This window comes from Streptomyces aculeolatus (genome assembly GCF_020400605.1).
GTDB lineage: Bacteria > Actinomycetota > Actinomycetes > Streptomycetales > Streptomycetaceae > Streptomyces > Streptomyces aculeolatus.
Window position 1 is genome coordinate 75,050 of sequence record NZ_JAINRD010000028.1, and the last position, 25,876, is coordinate 100,925.

Annotated in this window: 22 protein-coding genes and 1 riboswitch; of the genes, 16 read left to right on the forward strand and 6 right to left on the reverse strand. The window is 73.0% G+C overall.

The genetic code is table 11. The features are described from left to right. Positions 1-115 precede the first annotated feature (115 nt). Entirely contained in the window at positions 116-484 is a 369-nt protein-coding gene (locus tag LG396_RS33605; protein WP_018838331.1) for an STAS domain-containing protein, read from the forward strand. 200 nt (positions 485-684) lie between these two features. Beyond that, the gene (locus LG396_RS33610) at positions 685-1,224 is read left to right on the forward strand and encodes an ATP-binding protein (protein ID WP_225797650.1); all 540 of its coding nucleotides are present in this window, start codon (positions 685-687) and stop codon (positions 1,222-1,224) included. A 137-nt stretch (positions 1,225-1,361) separates the two neighbouring features. Here LG396_RS33610 and LG396_RS33615 read toward each other — a convergent pair whose 3' ends face one another. Continuing rightward, positions 1,362-2,339, reverse strand: coding sequence for an alpha/beta hydrolase fold domain-containing protein (locus tag LG396_RS33615; RefSeq protein WP_225797651.1), 978 nt, complete (start codon positions 2,337-2,339; stop codon positions 1,362-1,364). Between the two features lie 222 nt (positions 2,340-2,561). On the opposite strand from LG396_RS33615, the gene LG396_RS33620 reads away from it, so the two are divergent. Together LG396_RS33620 and LG396_RS33625 are read left to right on the forward strand one after the other, a co-directional pair. Next, positions 2,562-3,236: a response regulator transcription factor gene (locus LG396_RS33620; protein ID WP_018838328.1), complete on the forward strand. Its 675-nt coding sequence runs from the start codon at positions 2,562-2,564 to the stop codon at positions 3,234-3,236. 27 nt (positions 3,237-3,263) lie between these two features. Then, complete coding sequence (locus LG396_RS33625) at positions 3,264-4,505, forward strand: sensor histidine kinase (protein ID WP_225797652.1); 1,242 nt, start codon at positions 3,264-3,266, stop codon at positions 4,503-4,505. Between the two features lie 84 nt (positions 4,506-4,589). Here the strand turns inward: LG396_RS33625 and LG396_RS33630 are convergent, their stop codons facing one another. Next, positions 4,590-5,210 carry a GtrA family protein gene (locus LG396_RS33630; RefSeq protein WP_225797653.1) on the reverse strand — a complete coding sequence of 207 codons (621 nt, stop codon included), beginning with the start codon at positions 5,208-5,210 and terminating at the stop codon, positions 4,590-4,592. A 133-nt stretch (positions 5,211-5,343) separates the two neighbouring features. On the opposite strand from LG396_RS33630, the gene LG396_RS33635 reads away from it, so the two are divergent. The 5 genes from LG396_RS33635 (at position 5,344) to LG396_RS33655 (ending at position 10,498) form a co-directional block, all read left to right on the forward strand. Further along, complete coding sequence (locus LG396_RS33635; RefSeq protein ID WP_078524079.1) at positions 5,344-6,495, forward strand: 5-(carboxyamino)imidazole ribonucleotide synthase; 1,152 nt, start codon at positions 5,344-5,346, stop codon at positions 6,493-6,495. A 7-nt stretch (positions 6,496-6,502) separates the two neighbouring features. Continuing rightward, positions 6,503-7,018: a 5-(carboxyamino)imidazole ribonucleotide mutase gene (gene purE / locus LG396_RS33640; protein ID WP_225797654.1), complete on the forward strand. Its 516-nt coding sequence runs from the start codon at positions 6,503-6,505 to the stop codon at positions 7,016-7,018. Positions 7,019-7,051: 33 nt separating this feature from the next. Beyond that, the gene (locus LG396_RS33645; protein ID WP_308190148.1) at positions 7,052-7,255 is read left to right on the forward strand and encodes a DUF397 domain-containing protein; all 204 of its coding nucleotides are present in this window, start codon (positions 7,052-7,054) and stop codon (positions 7,253-7,255) included. 367 nt (positions 7,256-7,622) lie between these two features. Further along, on the forward strand, positions 7,623-8,831 hold the full coding sequence (locus LG396_RS33650) for a dipeptidase (protein ID WP_225797655.1): 1,209 nt from the start codon (positions 7,623-7,625) through the stop codon (positions 8,829-8,831). A gap of 240 nt (positions 8,832-9,071) precedes the next feature. After that, positions 9,072-9,265: riboswitch (cyclic di-AMP (ydaO/yuaA leader) on the forward strand. Positions 9,266-9,268: 3 nt separating this feature from the next. Further along, positions 9,269-10,498, forward strand: a complete 1,230-nt coding sequence (locus LG396_RS33655) for a transglycosylase family protein (RefSeq protein ID WP_018838319.1) — start codon at positions 9,269-9,271, stop codon at positions 10,496-10,498. Between the two features lie 74 nt (positions 10,499-10,572). Here the strand turns inward: LG396_RS33655 and LG396_RS33660 are convergent, their stop codons facing one another. Next, positions 10,573-11,913 carry a UDP-glucose dehydrogenase family protein gene (locus LG396_RS33660; RefSeq protein WP_225797656.1) on the reverse strand — a complete coding sequence of 447 codons (1,341 nt, stop codon included), beginning with the start codon at positions 11,911-11,913 and terminating at the stop codon, positions 10,573-10,575. A gap of 102 nt (positions 11,914-12,015) precedes the next feature. Between LG396_RS33660 and LG396_RS33665 the strand changes: the two genes are divergently transcribed. Further along, a complete protein-coding gene (locus LG396_RS33665; protein WP_225797657.1) occupies positions 12,016-13,344 on the forward strand; it encodes an LCP family protein in 1,329 nt (442 codons plus the stop codon). 85 nt (positions 13,345-13,429) lie between these two features. Next, positions 13,430-14,599 (forward strand): acyl-CoA dehydrogenase family protein, encoded by a 1,170-nt coding sequence (locus LG396_RS33670; protein ID WP_037750548.1) that lies wholly within the window; start codon positions 13,430-13,432, stop codon positions 14,597-14,599. Between the two features lie 36 nt (positions 14,600-14,635). Here LG396_RS33670 and LG396_RS33675 read toward each other — a convergent pair whose 3' ends face one another. Together LG396_RS33675 and LG396_RS33680 are read right to left on the reverse strand one after the other, a co-directional pair. After that, positions 14,636-15,574, reverse strand: a complete 939-nt coding sequence (locus tag LG396_RS33675) for a DNA-3-methyladenine glycosylase family protein (RefSeq protein WP_225797658.1) — start codon at positions 15,572-15,574, stop codon at positions 14,636-14,638. Between the two features lie 73 nt (positions 15,575-15,647). After that, positions 15,648-16,955: a peptidoglycan recognition protein family protein gene (locus LG396_RS33680; RefSeq protein WP_225797659.1), complete on the reverse strand. Its 1,308-nt coding sequence runs from the start codon at positions 16,953-16,955 to the stop codon at positions 15,648-15,650. A gap of 82 nt (positions 16,956-17,037) precedes the next feature. Here LG396_RS33680 and LG396_RS33685 point away from each other — a divergent pair, with 82 nt between their 5' ends. The 4 genes from LG396_RS33685 to LG396_RS33700 all read left to right on the forward strand — a co-directional run bounded on the left by LG396_RS33685 (position 17,038) and on the right by LG396_RS33700 (position 23,096). Then, positions 17,038-17,781 (forward strand): TIGR03089 family protein, encoded by a 744-nt coding sequence (locus LG396_RS33685; RefSeq protein ID WP_018840760.1) that lies wholly within the window; start codon positions 17,038-17,040, stop codon positions 17,779-17,781. 152 nt (positions 17,782-17,933) lie between these two features. Then, positions 17,934-19,121, forward strand: a complete 1,188-nt coding sequence (locus tag LG396_RS33690; protein WP_225797660.1) for an LCP family protein — start codon at positions 17,934-17,936, stop codon at positions 19,119-19,121. A 276-nt stretch (positions 19,122-19,397) separates the two neighbouring features. Next, positions 19,398-21,287: an LCP family protein gene (locus LG396_RS33695; RefSeq protein WP_225797675.1), complete on the forward strand. Its 1,890-nt coding sequence runs from the start codon at positions 19,398-19,400 to the stop codon at positions 21,285-21,287. Positions 21,288-21,338: 51 nt separating this feature from the next. Then, positions 21,339-23,096, forward strand: coding sequence for an LCP family protein (locus tag LG396_RS33700; RefSeq protein ID WP_225797661.1), 1,758 nt, complete (start codon positions 21,339-21,341; stop codon positions 23,094-23,096). 81 nt (positions 23,097-23,177) lie between these two features. Here the strand turns inward: LG396_RS33700 and LG396_RS33705 are convergent, their stop codons facing one another. Continuing rightward, a complete protein-coding gene (locus LG396_RS33705) occupies positions 23,178-24,206 on the reverse strand; it encodes a glycosyltransferase family 2 protein (RefSeq protein WP_225797662.1) in 1,029 nt (342 codons plus the stop codon). Positions 24,207-24,445: 239 nt separating this feature from the next. On the opposite strand from LG396_RS33705, the gene LG396_RS33710 reads away from it, so the two are divergent. Further along, the gene (locus LG396_RS33710) at positions 24,446-25,870 is read left to right on the forward strand and encodes an LCP family protein (RefSeq protein ID WP_372483622.1); all 1,425 of its coding nucleotides are present in this window, start codon (positions 24,446-24,448) and stop codon (positions 25,868-25,870) included. Positions 25,871-25,876 lie beyond the last annotated feature (6 nt).

Here is a 25,876-nt window from a genome sequence, read left to right on the forward strand (position 1 = left end):
CGGGTGTCCATATTTGCCCTATTATGTTGGTTGTTCGGGTGCCGAACGTGTGACCAAAGGCGTAGGGTCGGACCTGCATTGCACGACTATTCCGAAGGTCAGGAGACAAGCGCGCATGGACGCCGGAACCGCCGGAAGCCCGAGCCGCGGCCGACTGCACGTCGACGTGCGGGTCCATGGCGGGAGCGCTGTCCTCACACCTGCGGGTGAACTCGATTACCACACGGCCGAGGTGCTGCGGGAGCCGCTGGAGCGATGTATCGCCGGCGGCCGCAGCCGGCTCGTACTCGACTGCACGCGCCTGGAGTTCTGCGACTCGACCGGGCTGAACGTGCTCCTCGGCGCCCGCCTCAAGGCGGAGGCGGACGGCGGCGCCGTGCACCTCGCGGGGCTGCAGCCGGTGGTTGCCAGGGTCTTCGAGATCACGGGTGCGGAGCAGGTCTTCTCCCTGCACGACACCCTGGAAGCCGCTCTCGCGGAGTGACCCCCGGTCGCCGGATACCGGGTGGGACCCGTGCGACGGGTGATGCGCGTCACAGCGTCCCGGGGAAACTCGGGGGTGTTTCCGCGATCTCGCAGGGCAGAAGCCCTGGCGAAACTTCTGGAACGGGCAGGAAGGGCACGAATGCGCGGACGGGGTGCGCGAACGGGCGTGCGGTTGCGCGAAGGGGGTGGCGTGAGGCGATGAGCTTCAGGTCGTTGCCGCCGGGCGCGCTGCCGCCCGAGGGCGAGGCCGGCAGTGGCGCCGCCGCGCCCGCGCGCCCGGACGACGGTGCCGCGGCCCCACCCGCCCCCGCGGACGAGCCCGCCCCCTCGGGACAGGTCCGCCGGCTGCGGCTCGTCGGCGCCAGCGGCATGGTCCCCCGCGCCCGCGACTTCGCCCGCCGGGCGCTGGAGGACTGGGGCTGGCTGCCCGCGGCCAGCGCAGAGCAGCGCGCGGCGGCCGAGGACGTCCTGCTCGTCGTCTCGGAGCTGGTGACGAACGCCTGCCTGCACGGCGGCGGACCGGACGAGCTGCGGCTGCGTACGGCGGGGAAGGTGCTGCGCCTGGAGGTCAGCGACTCGGGCACGGGCACGCCGGAGCCGCGCACGCCGCACCGGGCCAGCAGGCCGGGCGGGCACGGGATGTTCATCGTGCAGCGGCTGTGCCTCGACTGGGGCGTGCAGCGGGAGGCGGGAGCGGCGGGCAAGACGGTGTGGGCGGAGCTGTCGGCGCCGCTGTAGCCCGTCGTACGCACCGGCGCCCGTTCTCCGTACGACCCGCTTGCCCCTTCGTACGACCCGCCCGCCGCCGGCCGTACCCGTCCCCCGCCGCAGTCCGTACGAGCCGGATGCCGCCCGCCGTCGCCCGCCGCGTACGGCTAGCCGATCCGCCCCCGCAGCCACCCCTCGATCTCCCCGACCACCCCCGGCTCCGTCAGCAGCCGCATGCCGTGCGCGCTGCCGGGCACCACCCGCACCCGCACGTCCGCCGCCGGCATCCCGCGCGCCCGCTCCGCCACCGCCACCGCAGCCGAGTGGTACGCCGGCACGAAGTCGTCCGCCGAGTGCAGCAGCAGCATCGGGGCGTCGTCCCGCCCGGACGCCCCGCTCCGCGGATCCAGCGACCACCACGCCCGCCGGCAGGCCGGGTCCGCCGACACCGTCGGCGTCCCGTCCGGTACGCAGCCCGCCAGCCGCTCCGCGCTCGCCCGCAGCCGCCGCCCCGCCGCGGTCGCACCCGGCGCCCCGCCGTCGAGCCAGGCCCGGTACGGCGACGCCACCGGCGACAGCGCCACCACCCCGGCGGTGCGCGAACCCCCCGCGCCGTACGTGGCGGCGGCGACGGCGAGCTGCCCGCCCGCCGACGAGCCCAGCACCCCCACCCGCGCCGGATCCACGTCGTACCGCGCGGCGTGCGTCCGCACCCACCGCAGCGCCGCCAGCACGTCGTCGCGCTGCGCCGGCCACGGCACGTGGGGGGTGAGGCGGTAGCCGGCGTCGAAGACCGCGTAGCCGCGGCGCGCGAAGGCCCGGGCCCAGGCGTCCCAGTCGGTGTCGTACGACCAGTAGCCGCCGTGCAGGATGACGAGCCCGCCGCGGAGGGCCCGCCGCGGCTGCCAGTGGACGGTGACCCGCTGGCGCGGATGCGCCCCGTACGCCCGGACGCTGCTCCGCAGCGCCTCCTCTGCGCCGTCCCGCGGCTCCGCCGTACGCGCGGGCGGCCGCTCCGCCGCCCGCTGCGCCGCCCGTTCCGCCGTCACCCCGGCCGGCTGCACCACCCCCGCCGTGAGCGCCGCGGCGGTCCCCAGCACGGCGGCCACGAGCCGCCGCCGCCACCGGACCCGTACCGCAGCCATCGCACCCGCCTCGCACCCGCCGCTCCGCGGACCGGCCGGCCCGGTGACCTCATGGTCGCCGACAACCCACCGCCCCGCGATCCGGCGGCGCCCCGCCCCGCGGTCCGGGGACGGCGCGAACCGGCGCACGGGACCCGCCGGCGCGTTCGACCGCGTGCCGGGAGGTGAGAGAACCCGACGCCACCGGCGCACTCTCGGTGACGGGAGGTCTACCATCGCACCATGACCCGAGTACTGCTGGCCGAGGACGACGCGGCCATCTCGGAACCGCTGGCCCGCGCGCTGCGCCGGGAGGGCTACGAGGTGGAGGTACGGGAAGACGGTCCCACGGCGCTCAGTGCCGGGCTCCGCGGCGGCGTCGACCTCCTCGTGCTCGACCTGGGGCTGCCCGGCATCGACGGCCTGGAGGTGTGCAGGCGGCTGCGCGCCGACGGCCACGGCTTCCCCGTGCTGGTGCTCACCGCCCGCGCGGACGAGGTGGACACCGTCGTCGGCCTCGACGCGGGCGCCGACGACTACGTCACCAAGCCCTTCCGCCTCGCCGAGCTGCTCGCCCGGGTCCGCGCCCTGCTGCGCCGCGGCTCCACCGAGGCACAGCCGCCGGCCACCCACGGCGTACGCATCGACACCGACTCGCACCGCGCCTGGCTCGGCGACGAGGAACTGCAGCTCACGGCGAAGGAGTTCGACCTGCTGCGGGTGCTGGTGCGCGACGCCGGCCGGGTGGTCACGCGCGAGCAGTTGATGCGCGAGGTGTGGGACACCACCTGGTGGTCGTCGACGAAGACGCTCGACATGCACATCTCCTGGCTGCGCAAGAAGCTCGGCGACGACGCCGCGAACCCCCGCTACATCGCCACGGTCCGCGGAGTGGGCTTCCGCTTCGAGAAGAGCTAGGCCGGCCGCCCCCGGCCTCCGGCAGCCATGCGCAGAAGGCTCATCAACAGCACCCTCGCGGTGGTGCTCGTCGTCATCGCCGTGTTCGGCGTCTCGCTCGTCATCGTCGAGACCCGCACCATCGAGGCCGCCGCGCACGACCGGGTGCAGTCCGAGGCGGTCCGGCTGTTCAGCGTCGTGGAAGGCAAGATCGCCGACGACGAGCGGGTGACCCGGCAGGCGCTCTCCGGGCAGGTCACCGACGGGCGGTACGCGGTGGTGGACCTGCCGGGCGGGCCGCCGCTCAAGATGGGGGAGCGGCCCGAGGGCTCGGTCATCGAGGTCACCGAGACCGGCAGCAGGGGCGAGCGGGTCACGGTCATGGAGGCCCGCGAGCGGGTCAACGGCGAGCTGGGCCAGACCCTGCTGATCATCTTCGCCGTGGCGCTGCTCGCCGTCGGCGCCGCCGTGCTGCTCGCCGTCCGCCAGGCCAACCGCCTCACCGCCCCGCTCACCGACCTCGCCGAGACCGCGGAGCGGCTCGGCTCCGGCGACCAGCGCACCCGCCACCGCCGCTACGGCGTCCCCGAGCTGGACCGCGTCGCCGACGTGCTGGACGCCAGCGCGGAGCGGATCGCGCGGATGCTCACCGCCGAGCGGCGGCTGGCCGCGGACGCCTCCCACCAGCTCCGTACGCCGCTGACCGCGCTGTCCATGCGGCTGGAGGAGATCGCCCTCACGGACGACCCGGCGACGGTCAAGGAGGAGGCGGCGGTCGCGCTCACGCAGGTGGAGCGGCTCACGGACGTGGTGCAGCGGCTGCTGACCAAGTCCCGGGACCCCAAGGCCGGCTCGGGCATGGGCTTCGACCTGGACGAGGTCGTCAAGCAGCAGCTGGAGGAGTGGCGGCCGGCGTACCGCGGCGAGGGGCGGGCGATCGTCCGCTCCGGCAAGAAGGACCTGCGCGCGGTGGGCACGCCGGGGGCGGTGGCGCAGGTGCTCGCGACGCTGATCGAGAACGCGCTGATGCACGGCGCCGGGACCGTCGCGCTGCGCACCCGGGTCACGGGCAACCAGGTGGTGGCCGAGGTCACCGACGAGGGTCCTGGCGTGCCCGCGGACCTCGGCTCCCGGGTCTTCGAGCGCACGGTCAGCGGGCGCAACTCGACGGGGCTGGGGCTGGCGGTCGCCCGGGACCTGGCGGAGGCGGACGGGGGGCGGCTGGAGCTGGTGCAGCAGAAGCCGACGACGTTCGCGCTGTTCCTCGCGCGGGAGCACGAGGACCACTGAGCGGGCGTACGGGGCGGTGGGGGGCTCGTACAGAACGGTGGAGGGCTCGTACGGAACGGTGGGGGCTCGTACGGAACGCGGGCGCTACCGCCGCGCTCCGACCGCCTCTTCCCGCGCCTCCGGGTCCCCCGGCTCATCCGGCTCACCCTGTTCCCGGGACGCCCGGGGCTGCCGCGGCTTGCGCCGGCTGCCCGGGATCCGTACCTCAGGGGCCGCGGCTATGTCGCCCGCTTCGCCGGCCTCCGGGGGCGCGGCGGCGGGCCGGGCCGCGGGCACCGCGCGGAACACCCAGCTCCGGTAGGACCAGAAGCGGAACAGCGACGCCACCCCGATGCCCAGGAACTTGAAGACGTTGTTCTGCAGCGGGGTGTCCCAGTCGAACCCGTACGTGGCGACGTACAGCACGCCGTTCTCGATGACGAGCCCGGCGGTGCTGAAGACCAGGAACAGCGTGAACTCGCGCGGCGGGCGGGTCTTGTCCCGGTCGCGGTAGGTGAAGTACCGGAAGCCTATGTAGTTGAAGACGATCGCGACGGCCGTCGCGATCATGCTGCAGCGGACCACGGGCAGCTCCGTGGTGTTCCGCACGAGGTTGAAGACCGCGAGGTTGACCAGGACGCCGACGCCCCCGACGGCCGCGAACTCGGCCACTTCGCGGCTCAGGCGCCGCAGCCGCGATGCCCCCGGGTGCCGTGCACTGTTCAAGATCGTCAGACTCCGATGGTCGGTTGCGTTCCCCTGGCCCTGGTCTTCTCCGGGCGGGCCGGAGCCCTCATGCTAACCGGGCCCGCCGACGGAGGGGGCGGGTCCGCCCCGCCCGGCCGATACCCTGGGGTGCGTGACATTCCCGGTAGTCGGCATGATCGGCGGGGGACAGCTCGCCCGGATGACCCACCAGGCAGGCATCCCCCTCGGCATCAGGTTCAAGCTCCTCAGCGGCACCGCCACGGACTCCGCGGCCCTGGTGGCGGGTGACACCGTCATCGGTGACCACCGCGACCTGGACACGCTGCGCGAGTTCGCCCGCGGCTGCGACGTGATCACCTTCGACCACGAGCACGTGCCGACCGAGCACCTGCGCGCTCTCCAGGCCGAGGGCGTCGCGGTCCGGCCGGGACCGGACGCCCTGGTCTACGCGCAGGACAAGGGCGCGATGCGGGCCCGGCTGACGGAGCTGGGCGTCCCCTGCCCGCGGCACCGGATCGTGGCCGGCCCGGCGGACGTGGCGCGCTTCGCGGACGAGGGGGGCGGCTTCCCGGTCGTGCTGAAGACGGTGCGCGGCGGGTACGACGGCAAGGGCGTGTGGGTCGTACGTACGGAGGAGGACGCCGCGGAGCCGTTCCGCGCAGGCGTCCCGGTGCTGGCCGAGGAACTGGTCGACTTCCGCCGCGAGCTGGCCGCGAACGTCGTCCGCTCGCCCAGCGGCCAGGCCGTCGCGTACCCGGTGGTGGAGTCCGTCCAGGTCGGCGGCGTCTGCGACACGGTCCTCGCGCCGGCGCCCGGGCTGGCCCCGGAGGTCGCGGTGCGTACGCAGCAGCTCGCGCTGAGGATCGCGATGGAGCTGGACGTCGTGGGCCACCTCGCGGTGGAGCTGTTCGAGGCGGCCGGCCCCGACGGCGAGCCCCGGATCCTCGTCAACGAGCTGGCGATGCGCCCGCACAACTCCGGCCACTGGACCCAGGACGGCGCCGTCACCTCGCAGTTCGCCAACCACGTACGCGCCGTGCTCGACCTGCCGCTGGGCGACCCGCGCCCGCGCGCCCCGTGGACGGTGATGGCGAACGTCCTCGGCGGCGACTACCCCGACATGTACCCGGCGTACCTGCACTGCATGGCCCGGGACCCGGGGCTGAAGATCCACATGTACGGCAAGGACGTGAAGCCCGGCCGCAAGGTCGGCCACGTCAACACCTACGGCGACGACCTGGACGAGGTGCGCGCCCGCGCCCGCCACGCCGCCGACTACCTGCGGGGGACGATCACGGAATGAGCATCGCATGAGCACGGAGAACGGCCCGCTGGTCGGCATCGTCATGGGCTCCGACTCCGACTGGCCGGTCATGGAGGCGGCGGCGCAGGCACTCGCCGAGTTCGAGGTCCCGTACGAGGTCGACGTCGTCTCCGCGCACCGGATGCCGCGCGAGATGATCTCCTACGGCGAGCAGGCCGCCGGCCGCGGCCTGCGCGCCCTCATCGCCGGCGCCGGCGGCGCGGCCCACCTGCCGGGCATGCTCGCCTCCGTCACCCCGCTGCCGGTCATCGGCGTCCCGGTCCCGCTGAAGTACCTCGACGGCATGGACTCCCTGCTGTCCATCGTCCAGATGCCCGCGGGCGTCCCGGTCGCCGCGGTCTCCGTGGCCGGCGCCCGCAACGCGGGCCTGCTGGCCGCCCGCATCCTGGCCGCCCACGACGAGGACCTCCGCGCCCGGATGACGGCGTTCCAGGAGGACCTGAACGCCCAGGCACAGGAAAAAGGCGCCCGCCTCCGCCGCAAGGCCACGCCCGCCACCTGAGTCCCGTATCGGCAGGGGGCACACGGCTGGTTCGTGTCTGGCGGCCCGATTCGGGGCACTCGGCGCAAGAGCAGCTTCAGCGGGAACGAATCCGACTGCGTCGAACTCGCCTTACGGGGCGGGGCTGTGCTCGCACGTGACTCGAAGAACCGGACCGGAGCGGTTCTCGTCTTCACGCCCACCGCCTGGAGCGACTTCCTCAAGGCCGTCGCGTCCGGGGAGTTAGCCGGTTCATGACCGGCGTTCCGATGCCGGGGGAGGTGAGTCCGTGGAGGCCAGAGGCGTGAGGGGAACGACCGCGTGCAGTCGCCGGATGTGCTGGGTGGTGCTGTGCTGCTCTTCTCGCCGGTGCCGGTCCGCCCGCGCATCCTCCACGCGTATCGGCTGATCGGCCGACGCCGGGTTCACGTATCGCCTCCAGCGTGACCTGATCAGGCGAAACGAGGGTTCATGTCGTTCGTGCGGTGGCGCTTCGGAACCGTCGGCGATTGGTCCAGAGGAATTGGTCCGGGGGGAGGAGTCCGGCCCGACCTGGGTGCGTGGCTGTCGGCCTGCGCGGATAGCGTGGCCTCCTGGCCACGCTATCCGCGCAGGAGGACGACCCATGACCGGTGAACTGCTCGCGCGTGCGCGCGAGGTGCTGCGGGCACACCCCGTCGTCGACGGGCACAACGACCTCCCCTGGGCCCTGCGCGAGCAGGTGACGTACGACATCGACCGGCGCGACATCGCCGTCGACCAGAGCGCGGCGCTGCACACCGACATCCCGCGGCTGCGCGCCGGCGGGGTGGGGGCGCAGTTCTGGTCCGTGTACGTGAGCACGGAGCTGGCCGGGGACGCCGCCGTGAGCGCGTGCCTGGAGCAGATCGACGTGGTGCGGCAGCTCGTCGACCGCTATCCCGGGGAGCTGCGGCTCGCCGTGAGCGCCGACGAGGTGGAGGCCGCGCGGGCCGACGGGCGGATCGCCTCGCTGATGGGGGCCGAGGGCGGGCACTCCATCGCCAACTCGCTCGCCACCCTGCGCGCCCTGCACCGCCTCGGCGTGCGCTACATGACGCTCACGCACAACGACAACACCGACTGGGCCGACTCCGCGACCGACGGGCCGCGGCACGGCGGGCTCACCGCCTTCGGCGAGGAGGTGGTCCGCGAGATGAATCGCGTCGGCATGCTCGTCGACCTCTCCCACGTGGCTCCGGCCACCATGCGGCACGCGCTGCGCGTCACCGAGGCGCCGGTCGTTTTCTCCCATTCGTCCGCTCGCGCCCTGTGTGACCACCCCCGCAACATTCCTGACGATGTGCTCGAAATGCTCCCGGCCAACGGTGGTGTGGCGATGGCCACGTTCGTGCCGAAGTTCGTCCTGCCCGCCGCGGTCACGTGGACCGCGGAGGCGGACGAGTACATGCACGCCCGGGGGCTGGACCCGTTCGGCGCGGACGACGAAGCGGTCCGCGCGCGGCGTGCGTTCGAGGAGGCGAACCCGCGGCCGCAGGCGACGGCCGCGACCGTGGCGGACCATCTGGACCATATGCGCGAAGTGGCGGGAATCGACCATATCGGTATCGGCGGCGACTTCGACGGCACGCCGTTCACCCCCGAGGACCTCGCCGACGTGGCCGGCTATCCGCACCTCGTCGCCGAGCTTCTGCACCGCAGTTGGTCGGAAGAAGACCTGGCCAGGCTGTTGTGGGGCAATGCGCTGCGGGTGTTGCGCGACGCCGAGGCGATCGCGCGCGAAGTGGCCGCTCGGCGCGGCCCGTCGATCGCCACCATCGAACAGCTCGACGGCCCCGCGAAACCTCAGGAGTGAGCAGAGTGACATAAGTCACTCACAGAATTCTCATGTCATGGGGTCATGTGTCCGACTCCTCGGTTATCGACAAGTCTCCACCGGTGGGAGGGAATTGAGGAGGGGTGCCGGATGAGGCGAATGTCGGGCTGATTCCGATGTGACGCGGAGAACGGCCTTGGTGACGGTTCACAGCTTGTTCTGTTTTCGGCTGTGTGATTACGGTGCTCGCCGTGCTCGCGCCACCGATGCGGGTACCTCGTCGCCGTAACGCCGAATCCTGTCGGCGGTGACGGGCAGGCACTTTCAGCTTTCACGGCAGGAGCGGGGGACCCAGGTAAGTGCCGGACCGTGCGCAAGCGCGGGACGGCTCGGGGTGAAGCCATGCTCCGCATGGCCGGGCATCTCCAGCTCGAACCCGACAGCTCACCTCGCAGGCGTCGGAGAGGAGCATGTCCATGTCCGCACGCGGACGTCACCGTCGCCTGGGCCGGATAGCCCGGGGCAGCAGGGCCCTCGTCATCACCGCCGGCAGCGCCGGCGTCGCCATCCCCCTCATCGCCGGCGGCCACGCCCAGGCCGCCTCCGTCGACACCTGGGACCGCGTTGCCCAGTGCGAGAGCGGCGGCGACTGGAGCATCAGCACCGGCAACGGCTTCTACGGCGGTCTGCAGTTCGTGCAGAGCACCTGGGAGGGCTACGGCGGCACGCAGTACGCGCCGCGCGCCGACCAGGCCACCAAGGAGCAGCAGATCGAGATCGCCGAGAAGGTCCTCGCCTCGCAGGGCCCCGGCGCCTGGCCGGTCTGCTCCGTCCAGGCCGGCCTCACCCAGGGCGGCCCCGCCCCGGACCTCTCCACCGGCGGTGGCGAGGAGGCCCAGCAGGAGAGCGAGCCCGAGGCGCAGACCGAGTCCGAGCAGCCCGCCCAGCAGGAGCAGGCCGCGAAGGAGGAGGCCCCGAAGCAGGAGCAGGCGCCGGAGAAGAAGTACGAGAAGGCCGGCACCTACACCGTCGTCTCCGGCGACACCCTGTGGGACATTTCCCGCAAGCACGGCATCGCGGGCGGCTGGCAGACGATCTACGAGGGCAACAAGGACGTCATCGGCGACGACCCGGACCTGATCTTCCCCGGTCAGAAGTACGACTTCGACGGCGGCGAAGAGGTCACCCTGGAGGAGCCGGAGACCGCCCCGGCCCAGCCGTCCGCCGCCCAGGAGGAGCCCGCGGCCGAGGAGCCGCAGCAGGAGGAGCAGCCCGCCGAGGCCGCTCCGGCGGGCGGGTTCTCCGCCCCGATCGACGCCGGCCTGTCCACCGCCTACCGGGCCGCGGGCGGCTCGTGGTCCAGCGGTTACCACACCGGTGTCGACTTCTCCGCCGGCACCGGCACCCCGGTCAAGGCCGTCTCCTCCGGCACCGTCGTCAAGGCCGGCAACGGCGCCGACGGCGGCGCGTACGGCATCGCCGTCGTGATCAAGCACGACGACGGCCGCTACAGCCAGTACGCCCACCTGTCGTCCACCTCGGTGAGCGTGGGCCAGAGCGTGGGCGCCGGCGACCAGATCGGCCTGTCCGGCTCCACCGGCAACTCCACCGGGCCGCACCTGCACTTCGAGGTGCGCACCAGCCCGGACTACGGTTCTGACGTCGACCCCGTCGCGTACCTGCGCGACAACGGCGTCTCCATCTGAGGGTCCCCCGTACGGCGCAGCCCCCCGTTTCCGGCGGAACGGGGGGCTCTGCCGTGCCCGGCTCCGGCCCCGGGCTACGCCGCCGGGCGGCCCATGGCGCGGAACGTCCAGCCCGCGGCGCGCCAGGGCACCGGGTCCAGGGTGTTGCGGCCGTCGATCAGGTGCGGCCGGGAGACGACCCGTGCCAGCCGCCCGGGGTCGAGCGCGCGGAACTCCGGCCACTCGGTGAGGTGCAGCACGATGTCCGCGCCGCGCAGCGCGTCCTCCGCCGACTCGGCGTAGCGCAGGGTGGGGAAGACGCGGCGGGCGTTCTCCATGCCCTTGGGGTCGTGGACGGTGACCTGGCCGCCCTGGAGGTGGATCTGCCCGGCGACGTTGAGCGCGGGGGAGTCGCGCACGTCGTCGGAGTCGGGCTTGAACGCGGCGCCCAGCACGGCGATCCGCCGGCCCAGGAAGGAGTCGCCGCAGGCTTCGCGGGCGAGTTCGACCATGTGGGCGCGGCGGCGCATGTTGATCGAGTCGACCTCGCGGAGGAACGTCAGCGCCTGGTCCGCGCCGAGTTCGCCGGCGCGGGCCATGAACGCGCGGATGTCCTTGGGCAGGCAGCCGCCGCCGAAGCCGATGCCGGCGCGCAGGAACTTCTTCCCGATCCGGTCGTCGTAGCCGATGGCCTCGGCGAGCTTCACGACGTCGCCGCCGGCCGCCTCGCAGATTTCGGCCATGGCGTTGATGAACGAGATCTTCGTGGCCAGGAAGGCGTTGGCGGCGGTCTTCACCAGCTCGGCGGTGGGGTAGTCGGCGACCACGAACGGCGTACCGGAGTCCAGCGGTGTCGCGTACACGTCCCGCAGCACCTTCTCGGCGCGCTCGCTCGCCACGCCGACCACGATGCGGTCGGGGCGCAGGGTGTCCTCGACGGCGAAGCCCTCGCGCAGGAACTCCGGGTTCCACGCCAGCTCCGCCTGCTCGCCGGCCGGGGCCAGCTCGGCCAGCCGGCGCGCGAGCCGGTCCGCGGAGCCCACCGGCACCGTCGACTTGCCGACGACCAGGCAGGGACGGTCGAGGTGCGGCGCGAGGGTGTCGATCGCGGCGTCGACGTAGCTCATGTCGCAGGCGTACTCGCCGTGCTTCTGCGGCGTGTTGACGCAGACGAAGTGCACGTCGCCGAAGGCCGCCGCGTCCGCGTACGAGGTGGTGAAGCGCAGCCTGCCCGACGAGCCCTCGATCCCCGCGACGTGCTTGCGCAGCAGGTCCTCCAGCCCCGGCTCGTACATTGGCACCCTGCCGGCCGACAGCAGCTCGACCTTCTCCTCGACGACGTCCAGGCCGAGCACCTCGAAGCCCAGCTCCGCCATCGCGGCGGCGTGCGTGGCACCGAGGTAGCCGGTGCCGATCACAGTGATCCTCAAGGTCATGGTGCCGAGCATAACGGCGGGCTGTGACACACCCCACCTGCGCAACCATGGGCCCGGGTGCGGAGTCTGACTCATGAACGTGCAGCTAAGGGAGTGGGGATCGTGGCGAGGCAGCATCTGGACGGGGCGGGCAGCGGAACCGACGAGCCCGGCATGCCGCGCGCCCGCGAACCGCAGGCGCCGTACGCGGCGGACGACTCGACGGCGGCGCACGCGGCGTACGTGGACGCGGCGTTCGCGCCGGACGCGCCGGGGGCGCCGGGCACCCCGGACGCGCCGGGCGCAGGCGCGGACGGCCCGAAGGGAGGCGACGGCGCCGACCCGCCGGCCGACCCCGGCGACCCCACTGCTCCCCACGACCCGGGCGACGACCCCGCCGGCGCCCCCTCGCACGCCGCGCCCCGCCGCCGCATGCGCCGCGGCCGCAAGGTGCTCCTCGGCGCCGTGATCATGCTCGTCGCCGGCGTGCTCATGGCCGCCGGGGGCCTGTGGTGGGCGTACGAGCACTACACCGGCCGCGTCGACCGCATCCCGAACGCCTTCCCGACGAACGTCCCGGAGAAGCACCAGCCGGCGCCGTCCAAGGGCGGCGAGACGTACCTCCTCATCGGCGTCGACGCCCGCTCCGACCTCCCGCTCACCGGCGACGGCGCCGGCGAGCACGCCTGGAAGCCGGGCGCGCAGCGCAGCGACACGATGATGCTCGTCCACCTCCCCGAAGGGCGCGACGGCGGCTACGTCGTCTCCCTGCCCCGCGACTCCTGGGTGGACATCCCCGGCCGCGGCGACGCCAAGCTCAACGCCGCCTTCTCCTACGGCGGCCCCCCGCTGCTCATCGACACCGTGCAGCGCATGACGAAGGTCAAGATCGACCACCTCGCGGTGATCGACTGGAGCGGCTTCAAGCGGCTCACCGACGCCGTCGGCGGCGTGGACATCTCCATCGACGAGACCACCCCCCGCCGCAACGGCGGCGGCGAGTGGACGGCCGGCACCCACCACATGGACGGCGAGACCGCCCTGGACTACGTGCGCGAGCGCCACGGCCTGCCCCGCGGCGACCTCGACCGCACCCAGCGGCAGCAGAACTTCCTGCGCGCCGTCCTCACCGAGACCATGTCCGCGGACAACTTCTCCAACCCGCTCAAGGTCAAGCGCCTGCTGGACGCGGTGACCGCGACGGTCAGCGTCGACGACCGGTTCTCCGACGGCGCGATGCGCGACCTGATGTGGGACATGAAGGGCGTGCGCTCCTCCGACCTGGTGTTCATGAACGCGCCGGTCGCGGGCCTCGACATGATCGACGGCCAGTCGGTGGTGCTGCTGGACGACAAGGCCGGCGACCCGCTGTGGGAGGCCATGCGCAACGACACCATGGACCAGTACGTGGAGAAGTACCCGACCGACCGGCTGGGCAGCACCGCACCCTGAGCCCCTGTCGCCAACGTCACGTAGGTCCGCCCGCCGCGCACGGCATACCATCGGAACTACTTAACGGTAATTAGCATGCGCGGGAATGGAGAATGCCTTGGCAGGAGCGCCCGAATTCGACCTGTACCGCCCGGCTGAGGAGCACGACATGCTCCGCGACGCCGTACGCTCGCTCGCCGAGGCGAAGATCGAGCCCTTCGCGGCCGAGGTGGACGAGGAGGCGCGCTTCCCGCAGGAGGCACTGGACGCGCTCGTCACCAACGACCTGCACGCCGTCCACGTCCCCGAGGCGTACGGCGGCGCGGGCGCGGACGCGCTGGCGACGGTCATCGTCATCGAGGAGATCGCCCGCGTCTGCGCCTCCTCCTCCCTCATCCCGGCGGTCAACAAGCTCGGCTCGCTGCCCCTGATGCTCTCCGCCTCGGAGGAGCTGAAGGCGAAGTACCTGACGCCGCTGGCGCGCGGCGAGGCGATGTTCTCGTACTGCCTCTCCGAGCCCGAGGCGGGCTCCGACGCCGCCGGCATGAAGACCCGTGCCGTACGGGACGGCGACTCCTACGTCCTCAACGGCGTCAAGCGCTGGATCACCAACGCGGGCATCTCCGAGTACTACACGGTCATGGCCGTCACCGACCCGGAGAAGCGCTCCAAGGGCATCTCCGCCTTCGTCGTCGAGAAGTCCGACGAGGGCGTCTCCTTCGGCGCCCCGGAGAAGAAGCTCGGCATCAAGGGCTCCCCGACCCGCGAGGTCTACCTCGACAACGTCCGCATCCCCGCGGACCGCATGATCGGCGCCGAGGGCACGGGCTTCGCCACCGCGATGAAGACCCTCGACCACACCCGCATCACCATCGCCGCCCAGGCCCTGGGCATCGCGCAGGGCGCCCTGGACTACGCAAAGGGCTACGTCCGCGAACGCAAGCAGTTCGGCAAGCCCGTCGCGGACTTCCAGGGCGTGCAGTTCATGCTCGCCGACATGGCCATGAAGATCGAGGCCGCCAGGCAGCTGACGTACGCCGCCGCCGCCAAGTCCGAACGCGGGGACGCGGACCTCACCTTCCAGGGCGCGGCGGCCAAGTGCTTCGCCTCCGACACGGCGATGGAGGCGACGACGGACGCCGTCCAGCTCCTCGGCGGCTACGGCTACACCCGGGACTACCCGGTGGAGCGCATGATGCGCGACGCCAAGATCACCCAGATCTACGAGGGCACCAACCAGGTCCAGCGCATCGTCATGGCCCGCAACCTCCCCTGACACGGGGCGCCCCCGACCCCGCCGCGCGCGGCGGGGTCACAGGCGGGCTATGTCCGGGATGGCGGCCTTCGGTTTGCGGCGCGGGGGCATGCGGCCCATCAGGCAGATGTAGCGCGTGGCGCGGTGGCGCTGGCCCTCCGCCTCGTACGGGGCGAGCAGTTCGAGCATGCGCTCGTCGTCCGCGTCGCGTTCGCGCACCAGCGTGTAGCCCACGATGCGGGGCAGGTGCAGGTCGCCGACCGTGACCGCGTCGGCCGCGCCGTTGACGCGCTGCAGGGTCTCCGCCGCCGTCCAGGGGCCGATGCCCGTGATGGCGGTGAGGCGGCGGGTGGCGGCGTCGAGGTCCATCCCGGCCGCCGCCTGGAGGGCGCGGGCGCGGCGGACGGCCCGTACGATCGCCGCCGCGCGCTTGCCGTCGACGCCCGCGCGGTGCCACTCCCAGGACGGGATCATCGCCCAGCCGTGCGCGTCGGGCATCACCCGCATCCGCAGCCCGGCCCCGGCGGGGCCGGGGGCCGCGGTGCCGTAGCGGTGCAGCAGCAGGCGCCAGGAGCGGTACGCCTCGTCCGTGGTGACCTTCTGCTCCAGCACCGACGGGATCAGCGACTCCAGCACCAGGCCGGTGCGGATCAGCCGCAGGCCGGGGTGGCGGCGGCGGGCCTCGTGGACGATCCGGTGGCGCGGTGCGAACGGCTCGGGGTCGTCCTCTGCGCCCAGCAGCGCCGGGAGGCCGTCGAGCAGCCAGTCCGCGCCCGGGCCCCACGCCTCGGCCGCGACCGCGCCGCCCGCCGGGGCGACGCGCAGCGTGCCGGGGCCCGCGGGGGTGCGGCTGGCCCGCCAGATCGCGCCGTCCGCGACGCGGTACGCCGGGTCGCCGGGGCCGCGCCGCAGGACGCCCAGGGTGCGCCCCAGGTCGTACGCGCCCGGGGGCGCCCAGGTCCGGGTACGGACGCGGTCGTCGGGGGCGGCGGGCATGACGCACGACTCTAGCGCCCGCCACCGACAGCCGCGGAGGCGCCCGTTCTCAGCGGCGGCCCTGGTACGACCCTCAGCGGCGGCCCTGGTACGACGCCGAACTCGCCCTCGCCGCGCCCAGCCTGTCGTACAGCCGCGCCCCCGGGCACTCCGTCGCGAAGCCGTCCCGGTGGCCCGAGATGACGTTCAGCCGGACCCTCGTCCCGCTGCCGTACTGGCCGCCGCGCGCCACCTTCGTCTGTTTGCTCTCCGGGTTCTTGCCGAACAGGCCGAGCTTCCACGCCGTCAGCCGCGACACGGCGTTGACCGCGGCGGCGGAGGGCGCCGTCGAGCCGTAGTCGCCGAGGACGGCGATGCCCATGCTGTTGTGGTTGAAGCCGTACGTGTGCGCCCCCAGCACGGCGCGCGCGACGCCGCCCGCCCGGCCCTCGTAGACGCGGCCGCACTTGTCGACCAGGAAGTTGTAGCCGATGTCCGCCCAGGCCAGGCTCCCGGTGTGGTAGCGGTAGATGCCGCGGATCAGGCTCGGGGCCTCGCTGCAGCGGTAGTTGTTGCCCGTCGCCGAATGGTGGACGAAGGCGATGTTCACGGTCTTCGTGTACTTGTATCCCTGCCGCGCGCTCTCGTCCGCGCCCCACCCCTTGCGCGTGACGATCTTCGGCCGCGGTCCGACGAACGGCCGGTCTGCGGCGGGCAGGGCCGGGGCGAGGCGGGCGGCGTCCGCTTCGGAACGGGCCTTGGACTGCGCGGCGAGCACGCCGGTGGCCGCGGCGCCGGACGTCCTCGCCGGCGACGCCCTGCCGGACCCCTGTGCCGCGCCGCCGCCGGGGTCGATCAGCTCCGCGCGCAGCCCCCGCGGCAGCGCCGCCGGGCCCGCCGACCGCGACTCCGCAGGCACGACGCGGACGTCGACCCCCGTCGAGCCGCCCACCCACAGCGGCGCCGTGCCCCCGCGCCGGGCCGCCGGACCCCCCTCGGCCGCCCCGGCCCCGGGGCCGGGATCGGGGGCGTCCGCGCCGTGGGCGTCGAGGCTCTGCCAGCCGGACCACTGGCCCGTCCCCGCCGACCTGGCCCGTACCTGCACGCGCGCGTGCAGCTCCGCCTCCGGGTCCTGCCAGACGACGCCGACCATGGTGAACGGTTCGACGTCCGGCCTGGACAGGCCCACCGCCCCCGCCCGGGGCCCGCGCGAGGACGAGTCCAGCGGTGCGAGGGGCAGCGACTGGGTACGGCCGCCGGCCTGCGCGGCCCGTTCGGCCCGCGTGGCCCGTTCGGCCTGAGGGATGGCAGCCGCCGAAGCTGCCGCCCCCGCGACCGGCGTCAGCGGGGCGAGCAGCGCGGCGGCGGATATGGCGATGACCGAGGAAGAAAGTGCGTACATATGACGCATACTTTCCACACCTCCCACCGCTGTCCATTTGCCTCTGCCGGACGGAGTAACGCGACGGCGTAACCTGGCGGCGATGAACCCCACCGCCGCCACCCCCGCCGCCCTGCTCGACGCCGCCCTCGCCGCCGACCCGGCCCGCCCCCTGGTCACGTACTACGACGACACCACCGGCGAGCGCGTCGAACTGTCCGTCGCCACCTTCGCCAACTGGGTGGCCAAGACCGCGAACCTCCTCCAGGGCGACCTCGCCGCCGAGCCCGGCGACCGCCTCGCGCTGCTCCTGCCCGCCCACTGGCAGACCGCCGTCTGGCTGCTGGCCTGCGCCGCCACCGGCGTCACCGCGGTGCCCGCCGACCCCGACCCGGCCGCCGCCGACCTCGTCGTCAGCGGACCCGACACGCTGGAGCAGGCCCGCGCCTGCACGGGCGAGCGGGTCGCCCTCAGCCTGCGCCCGCTGGGCGGCCGCTTCCCGCAGCCCCCGGCCGGCTTCGCCGACTACGCGGCGGAGGTGCCCGGCCAGGGCGACCGCTTCCAGCCGTACGCCCCCGTCGACCCGGACGCGCCGGCGCTCGACGTGGCGGGCGCGCGGTTCACCGCCGCCGAGCTGGTCGAGCGCGCCCGCGCGGACGCGCAGTCGGCCGCGCTGGCACCGGGCACCCGCACGCTCTCGACACTCGGGTACGACACGTGGGAGGGGCTCTCCGCGGGGCTCTACGCCCCGCTGGCCGCCGGCGCCTCGGTGGTGCTCTGCCCATACCTCGACCGGCTCTCGCCGGAGCGGCAGGAGAAGCGCAGGGCGGACGAGCGCGTCTCCTGACCGCGCCGCGCACCGCCCCCTGAGCGACGCGCGCGGGCGAAGTTATCGGCCATAGCACCTCATTCGTGATGCCATGTACCGAATGCGGCGGACCGTACCCCGGGGTGCCCGGCCGTCCGCACAGGTGGACACCGGCCGAGTGAGTGTGAGGGATGGGCGCAGACGAGACCGGCCCGCGGGAGGACGCCTCCCCGGCCCCGGCCGACCCCGGGCAGCCCGGCCGCCCCGGCAGCCCGCCCCGCCGGGGCGCCCGCCCCCGCAGCCGCCGCCGCGTCCTCGTCCGCAACATCGGGCTCGGCCTCGCCCTCTTCGTCCTCGCCGTCTCCGGCGTCGGCTGGTACTTCTACCAGCGCTTCGACAGCAACATCACCGTCGACTCCGCCACCGCCCGCGAGCTGGAGCGCTACGAGGAGGACCGCCCCCCACCCGCCGCGGGCGGGGCCACCAACATCCTCGTCATCGGCTCCGACTCCCGCGCGGGCAGCGAGCGCTACGGCCACGACACCGGCGTCGAACGCTCCGACACCGCCGTGCTCCTGCACCTCGCCGGCGAACGCGACAGCGTCACCGCCGTGAGCATCCCGCGCGACCTCATGGTCAAGATCCCCGACTGCCGCCGCCCCGGCGGCGGGAAGAGCGGCAAGCAGGTCAACCAGTTCAACTTCAGCTTCGCCTACGGCGGCGCCGCCTGCACGATCCGCGTGGTGGAGAAGCTCGTCGGGGTGCGCGTCGACCACCACGTCATCGCCGACTTCCAGGGCTTCAAGGAGGTCGTGGACGCCGTCGACGGCGTGGAGGTGTGCCTGCCCGCGCCGATGCGCGACACATCGGCCAAGCTGCGGCTGCCCGCGGGCCGCCAGGTGCTCGACGGAGAGCAGGCGCTCGGCTACGTACGGGCACGCAAATCCCTCGACGGCGGCAGCGACACCCAACGCATGGCGCGGCAGCAGGAATTCATGGCCTCGCTCGTCAACAAGGTCCAGAGCAACGGCGTCCTCTTCAATCCCCTGCGCCTCGCCCCGCTGCTGGACGGGGTGACCTCCGCGCTCACCGCCAACGAGGAGCTGTCGTCGCTCGCCGAGCTGTACGACCTCGTACGCATCGTGCGCGACGTGCCGCAGGAGCGCGTGCACTTCCTGACCGTGCCGCGCCGCCCGTACCGCCTCGACTCCAACCGCGACGAACTGGTGCAGCCGGCGGCCGGGGAGCTGTTCGCGGCGCTGCGCGCCGACAGCGTCGTGCGTTTCGTCTCGGAGGGCCGGAAGGCCAAGCAGGAGAAGGACTCCGGTGCACCGCCGGTCTTCAAGGGAACAACCCCTGTGGATGACATCTGCCGATAGAGCGGATCAACGCGCACAAGGGGGGCACGGTGTATGGAGGGGATGCGCGGGATGTCCTGTTACGAGTGCGTGGAATTTGTCACGGGCGTCGCCAGTCGTCGAAAGAGGCGGCTAGTGTGAGCCGACCGGCCGCCTGACAGGCGGTCGTCGAGCGTATGGCAGGAAGACCGGGCGCCGACGGGGGGAGGCGCTGACCGAGCGATGTGAGGAACCCAAGCGACCGTGGATGGGCGAGGCCGTGGACACGCCGGCGAGGTCGACCCCGCCGATCAGTGGGTGTTCAATCCCGAGACCGGCAGCTACGAGCTGCGTCTCGACCCGCAGATCCCGGGCAGACAGGGCCCCCAGCCGCACGGCCAACACGCACCGGGTCCGCACGGTCACGCCCCGCAGGGATACGGGGGCCGGCCCCAGCCGCCGCAGCAGTACATCCCGCAGCAGAACGGCCAGCCCCAGCCCTCGCAGCCCCAGCACGGCGGCCCCCCGGGCCCGCCGCACGGGCAGCACCCGCCGCAACAGCAGCACGCGCAGCCGCAGTCCGGCGGCCAGCACGCCGGCCGGCCCCAGCCGCAGCCCTCGTCCCAGTCCTCGCAGGCGGAGGCCCCCGAGCGCCCCCAGGAGCCCCGCCTGCCGTCCCAGCGCCGCCGCGGCGCGGCGGGCGGCTCCGCTGGTGCGGGCGGTGCGGGCGGCGCGGGCGGCTCCGGTACGGGACCGGGGTCCGGCCCCGACGGGCCGCGCAGCCGCCGCCGCCCCAAGCCCCGCAAGAGCAAGAAGAAGAAGGCGCTCATCTGGGTCTCCGGCGGCCTGGCGCTCGTACTCTTCGCCGTGGGCACGGCCGCGTACCTCGTCTACCGCAAGCTCAACGGGAACATAGACAAGGTCGAGGTCGCCGGCGAGGACCACGCGGCGGTCATCGACGGCCCCGTCAACATCCTCGTGATGGGCACGGACAAGCGCACCGGCAAGGGCAACGACGGCTACGGCGACATGAACAGCCCCGGCCACGCCGACACCACCCTGCTGTTCCACGTCTCCGAGGACCGCACCAACGCCACCGCGATGAGCATTCCGCGGGACATGATCACCGACATACCCGACTGCAAGACCAAGCAGGAGGACGGGAGCTGGAAGACCATCCCGGGGACGTACGGCACCAAGTTCAACGAGAGCCTCGGCCAGTTCGGCCGCGACCCGGGCTGCACCTGGAAGACCGTCGAGCAGTTGACCGGCCTCGACGTCAACCACTTCATCCTCGCCGACTTCAACGCCGTCAAGGACCTGTCCAGCGCGGTCGGGGGCGTCGAGGTCTGCCTGGCCGAGGACATCAACGACCCCAAGTCGAAGCTGAACCTGCCCGCGGGCCGGCACACCATCGAGGGCGAAGAGGCGCTCGCCTTCGTCCGCACCCGCTACTCGGTCGGCTTCGGCAGCGACCTGAGCCGCATCGAACTGCAGCAGCAGTTCCTCAGCTCGCTCATCCGCAAGATGAAGTCCGGCGGCTCGCTCAGCAATCCGAAGAAGATGTACGACCTCGCCGACGCCGCCACCAAGGCGCTCACCGTCGACTCCGGCATCGGCAGCGCCAAGAAGCTCATGGACCTGGCCAACGACCTCAAGAAGGTGCCCCAGGACGAGATTACTTTCGCGACATTGCCGGTCCTGGACAACCCTGAGGACGATGCGACGGTCCTTATGGATGAGGCCAAGGCCAAGCCGCTCTTCAAACTGCTCAACGCGGACAAGCCGTTCGACGGTGCGAAGAAGGGCAAGAAGGGCAAGTCGGTGAAGAAGTCGGAGCCCGGGGAGGTGAGGGTCGAGGTCGTCAACGGCGGTGGGGAGTCCGGCATGGCGTCGGCCACCGCCACGTGGCTCGTGGAGGAGGGCGTGGGCTACGCCGCCGAGGCGGGCAACGCCTCCGAGCTGCCGGAGACCCGGCTGGAGTACGGCCCTGACCAGGCCGAACAAGCCGCGCGGCTCGCCGACATGATGGGACTGCCGAAGTCGGCAATGAAGAAGACGGGGGAGAACGCAGGGGCCGAAGGATCCATGACGCTCACGCTCGGCGAGGACTTCGCCGCGCCGGGCACCCCGGTCGAGGCGCCGGACAAGGCGCCGGACGGGGTGCAGAACGTCAAGGCCGGAGACAAGAACGTCTGTGCGAAGTGAGGCGTACGTGCGGACTGGACACCGCACGTCCGCGATCGACCAGGAGGCCCCATGCGCCGCAGCAACGTCCGCGGTAGCGGAGCGAACGGTCGCTCCGACAGAGCCCGCGAGCTCGGCTGGGACGACACTCTGTACGAAGACGGGGGCGCGCCCGGCATGCCGCGGCAGCGGGGCTACGCGCGTCACACCGACGACCAGGACCCGCACCACGACCCGCACCCCGACGACGGCCACGACGGCCCCGGCCCCGACGCCCGCTCCGAGAGCCGCATGGAGGGCCCCGGCGACGGCGGCCCGCCGCCGCGGCCCCGCCGCGCGATGCGCATCGCCCGCTGGTTCTTCGGCATCGTCGCCTTCCTCATACTCGGCACCGCGGCCGCCGGCTACCTCTACTACCGCGACCTGAACAACAACCTGGAGAAGGACCCCCTCAACCTCGGGAAGAACAAGCTCGACGAGAAGCAGCCCAACGCCGACGGCCAGACGCCGCTGGACATCCTGCTCCTGGGGTCCGACAGCCGGAACTCCGACGAGAACGTCCGCCTCGGCGGCGCCCGCGCCGACCGCGGCCGCAAGCCGCTCGCCGACGTGCAGATGCTGCTCCACGTCTCCGCGGACCGCAGCAACATGTCCGTCGTCAGCGTCCCGCGCGACACCCGGGTGACGATCCCCGAGTGCACCGACCCCGACGACGGCACCGTCTACCCCGAGACCACCAGCGCGACCATCAACACCAGCCTCCAGAACGGCGGCCCCGGCTGCACCGTCGCCGCCTGGGAGGCCATGACCGGCGTCTCCATCGACCACTTCATGATGATCGACTTCGCCGGCGTGGTGAGCATGGCCGACGCGGTGGGCGGCGTCCCCGTCTGCGTACGGGACAACGTCTACGACGAGGACTCCGGGCTGCGCCTCGAAGAGGGCGAGACGACCATCAAGGGCGAGCAGGCGCTGCAGTGGCTGCGCACCCGGCACGGCTTCGAGGACGGCAGCGACATCGGGCGTACGCACGCCCAGCACCAGTACATGAACTCGATGGCCCGCGAACTCAAGGAGGGCGCCAAGCTCTCCGACCCCGGCAAGCTGCGCAGGCTGGCCGAAGCGGCGACCAACGCGCTCACCGTCGACGAGGGCCTGGGCGACCTGAAGAAGCTGTACGACCTCGGGAACGACATCAAGCGGGTGCCCGCCGAGCGCATCACCATGACGACGATGCCGTGGGTGCCGGACCCGCAGAACAACGCGCACGTCGTACCCAACGAGGAGGACGCGCCGCAGCTCTGGTCCATGATCCGCAACGACATCGCCTTCGACGGCAAGGACAAGCCCAAGAAGAAGAAGCCCGACGACCTCGTGTCCGAGGCCGAGCCGAAGGCGGAGATCCCCGTCCTCGTGCAGAACGGCACGGGCACCACCATGTACGCCCCGGTCACCGGCCGGGCCGGCGACATCGCCGAGGTGCTCGTCGACGACGGCTTCACCCAGGCCGCCACCGACGCCACCCCCAAGTCGCAGGCGGACACCACCATCACGTACGCGACCGAGGAGCAGCACGCGAACGCCCTGGCCGTGGCCAAGGCGCTCGGGCTGCCGGACCGGGCGGTGAAGCAGTCCACCGGCATCGACGGGGTGACGCTGATCGTCGGCGCGGACTGGCGGGAGGGTGACGCCTACCCGGCCGCCGAGGGCGGGGACGGCGAGGACGCGGGCGAGGAGTCGGGGCCGGAGAAGGCGCCGGAGAGCTCCAACCCGCTGGCCGGCAGCAACAAGAAGGCGTGCATGGACATCAACCCGTCCTACACCTGGTGACGCGTCGGCCCCGCTCGCGCACGCGGGCGGGGCCGGTGGAAGCCCGGGGCCGGTGAGGAAACCGGGGAAGCGCGGCGTCGGTCAGCCGGCCGTGACCGCCGGGCGGCGGCTGGCGATCACCTTCTGCGCCAGCGCGCGCGGGCTGGTGAGGAACCCCCAGCCCCACGACATGTGCATCGTGGCCAGCGCCACCGGGATCTGCAGTCGCGCGCGTACCGGCAGCCCGCGGCCCGCGGGCACCGAGCCGGCCGCGATCCCGACGGCGTACGCGAGCGGGACCGCCAGCCCCAGCGGCGTCAGCGGCGTCACCAGCACCCCCGCGGCGATCCCGGCGAGGGCGGCGGGCGGCGCGAGATAGCGCGGGTTGATCGAGCCCTTGTGGTAGCGGGCGACGACGCGGCGCCAGCGGCCGTAGTCCTTGTACTGCTTGGCCAGCGCCCGCAGGTTCGGCCGCGGCCGGTACGAGACCTTCAGCTCCGGCGAGAACCAGACCGCCCCGCCCGCCGAGCGGATGCGGAAGTTCAGCTCCCAGTCCTGGGCGCGGATGAACTCCTCGTTGTAGCCGCCCTGCCGCTCCAGCGCCTCCCGGCGGAAGACACCGAGGTACACGGTGTCCGCGGGGCCCGCCTCGCCGCCGGTGTGGAACGCCGCGTTGCCCACGCCGATGCGCGCGGTCATCGCCGCGGCGACGGCCTGCTCCCAGCTCGTCTCGCCCTCGGCGTGCATGATGCCGCCGACGTTCTGCGCGCCGGTCTCGGCCAGCAGCCGGACGGCGGTGGAGATGTAGCCGGGGGAGAGCATGCCGTGGCCGTCGACGCGGACCACGACCGGGTGCGAGGAGGCGTCGATGGCGGCGTTGAGCCCGGCGGGCGTACGGCCCGTGGGGTTCGGCACCGTCTGCACCCGGCGTCTGCCGTCCGCGCTCTCGCGGACCAGCTCGGCGGCGATGGCGTCGGTGCGGTCCGCGGAGGGGCCGAGGGCGATGACGACCTCCAGGTCGCCCGCGTAGTCCTGCTCCAGGATGTGCCGCACGGCCTCGCGCAGGTGCCGCTCCTCGTTGAGCACCGGCATGATCACGGAGACCGCGGGGGGCGTCGCAGAATCGTTCATATCGCCGCTCAGGTTACCGCGAACGGGGGATCGGGGCGTGCCCGCAGGGTGGCGTTAAGCGTACCGACGGCGTGTGCGGGGCAGGTCGGCGGCTACGTCCCTACCGTGGTCGGGACCGCGCCCGTGCCCCCGCCCTGCCGCGCAGCCGCAGCCGAGCCCGTGCACGCACGTGTACGTACCGACAGCCCACGCCCGCACCCGAGCCCCGCGGAGGTCCCCCCACCGTGCCTTCCCCGTCCGTGAAGCGCCCGCGCTGGGGTCTGCGGATCGCAACTGTGCTCTCCCTGCTGCTGCTGGCCACCGGCGGGGCCGGGTACTTCATGCTCAGCTCCATCGGCTCCAACATCCACCGGGTCGACGCCTTCGGCGGGATCTCCGACCGGCCCCGGGAGGGCCACGGGCTCAACTTCCTCGTCGCCGGCGTCGACCGGCGCGACAGCGTGAGCGAGGAGGAGCGCCGCAAGTACCGCCTCGGCGGTGCGCCGTGCAACTGCACGGACGCGCTGATGCTCGTCCACCTGTCGAGGGACCGCGGGCGCGCGAGCGTGGTCAGCATCCCCCGCGACAGCTACATCGAGCTGCCGCCGCACACCAACCGCGCCCTCGGCGAGCGGCGCACCGCGCACCCGGCGAAGGTCAACGCGGCGTACACCCACGGCGGCCCGCCGCTGACCGTGCGCGCCGTGGAGAAGCTGTCCGGCGTGCACATCGACCACTACGTGGAGATCGACTTCGCGGCGTTCATGAAGACGGTGGACGTGGTCGGGGGCGTGCAGGTGTGCACGCAGCGCCCGCTGCGCGACAAGTACTCCGGTCTCGACCTGCCCGCCGGCACCAGCAGCCTCGACGGCGGCGAGGCGCTGGCGTACGTACGCGCCCGGCATCTGGACGGCGCGTCCGACATGGGCCGGATGAAGCGCCAGCAGCGCTTCCTGGCCGCCGTCATCGACAAGCTCACCGGCACCAGCGGCCTGATGAACCCGCTGCGCTTCCGCGAGGTCGGCTCGACGCTCCTCGGCTCGGTGCGCACGGACGCCTCACTGGACACCGGGGCGGTCTTCGCGCTCGGCAAGGCGCTGCACGGGTTCTCGCCCGGCTCGTCGGAGTTCGCGACGGTGCCGGTGGCGGACATGGACTACGAGGTGCCCGGCCTCGGCACGACGGTGAAGTGGAACGAGGAGCGGGCCCGGCGCCTCTTCGACAGGCTGCGCGAGGACCGGCCGCTCAAGGGGCGGGACGGCGGCGCGGACGGCGGGAAGGAAGGCCGGAAGGGAAAGGGGGAGGGCGGGGCGACGCCCGTGGAGGTGCCGCCGGAGCGGGTCCGGGTGCAGGTGGCGAACGGCACCGCACAGGACGGCCTCGGCGGCCGGGTGGACCGGTCGCTGGCGCGCACCGGCTTCGCCACGACCGGGGCCCCCACGACGGCGGAGCGGACGGGCCGCACGGTCATCACGTACGACCCGGAGTGGGACCGCTCCGCCCGCTCCCTGGCCGCCGCGCTCCCGCACGCGAAGCTGAGCCCGGACCGCGGCCACGGCGCGGTGATGACGGTCACACTGGGCACGGACCACGAGAAGGTCCACCGCGTACGGCCCGCGGACCCGATCCTGGACGGCGCGGACGTCTGGTCGGCGGTCAGCGGCGACGAGGTCCTCTGTACATAGGACCCC

Excerpts from the sequence above, each read along its gene's own strand:
- LG396_RS33620 (WP_018838328.1), top strand. The coding sequence starts at position 2,562 with ATGACCCGAGTACTGCTGGCCGAGGACGACGCGGCCATCTCGGAACCG.
- LG396_RS33605 (WP_018838331.1), top strand. The coding sequence starts at position 116 with ATGGACGCCGGAACCGCCGGAAGCCCGAGCCGCGGCCGACTGCACGTC.
- LG396_RS33660 (WP_225797656.1), bottom strand. The coding sequence starts at position 11,913 with ATGACCTTGAGGATCACTGTGATCGGCACCGGCTACCTCGGTGCCACG.
- purE (WP_225797654.1), top strand. The coding sequence starts at position 6,503 with ATGAGCACGGAGAACGGCCCGCTGGTCGGCATCGTCATGGGCTCCGAC.
- LG396_RS33705 (WP_225797662.1), bottom strand. The coding sequence starts at position 24,206 with ATGAACGATTCTGCGACGCCCCCCGCGGTCTCCGTGATCATGCCGGTG.
- LG396_RS33650 (WP_225797655.1), top strand. The coding sequence starts at position 7,623 with ATGACCGGTGAACTGCTCGCGCGTGCGCGCGAGGTGCTGCGGGCACAC.
- LG396_RS33700 (WP_225797661.1), top strand. The coding sequence starts at position 21,339 with ATGCGCCGCAGCAACGTCCGCGGTAGCGGAGCGAACGGTCGCTCCGAC.
- LG396_RS33685 (WP_018840760.1), top strand. The coding sequence starts at position 17,038 with ATGAACCCCACCGCCGCCACCCCCGCCGCCCTGCTCGACGCCGCCCTC.
- LG396_RS33675 (WP_225797658.1), bottom strand. The coding sequence starts at position 15,574 with ATGCCCGCCGCCCCCGACGACCGCGTCCGTACCCGGACCTGGGCGCCC.
- LG396_RS33655 (WP_018838319.1), top strand. The coding sequence starts at position 9,269 with ATGTCCGCACGCGGACGTCACCGTCGCCTGGGCCGGATAGCCCGGGGC.
- LG396_RS33680 (WP_225797659.1), bottom strand. The coding sequence starts at position 16,955 with ATGTACGCACTTTCTTCCTCGGTCATCGCCATATCCGCCGCCGCGCTG.
- LG396_RS33610 (WP_225797650.1), top strand. The coding sequence starts at position 685 with ATGAGCTTCAGGTCGTTGCCGCCGGGCGCGCTGCCGCCCGAGGGCGAG.
- LG396_RS33690 (WP_225797660.1), top strand. The coding sequence starts at position 17,934 with ATGGGCGCAGACGAGACCGGCCCGCGGGAGGACGCCTCCCCGGCCCCG.
- LG396_RS33615 (WP_225797651.1), bottom strand. The coding sequence starts at position 2,339 with ATGGCTGCGGTACGGGTCCGGTGGCGGCGGCGGCTCGTGGCCGCCGTG.
- LG396_RS33670 (WP_037750548.1), top strand. The coding sequence starts at position 13,430 with ATGGAGAATGCCTTGGCAGGAGCGCCCGAATTCGACCTGTACCGCCCG.
- LG396_RS33625 (WP_225797652.1), top strand. The coding sequence starts at position 3,264 with ATGCGCAGAAGGCTCATCAACAGCACCCTCGCGGTGGTGCTCGTCGTC.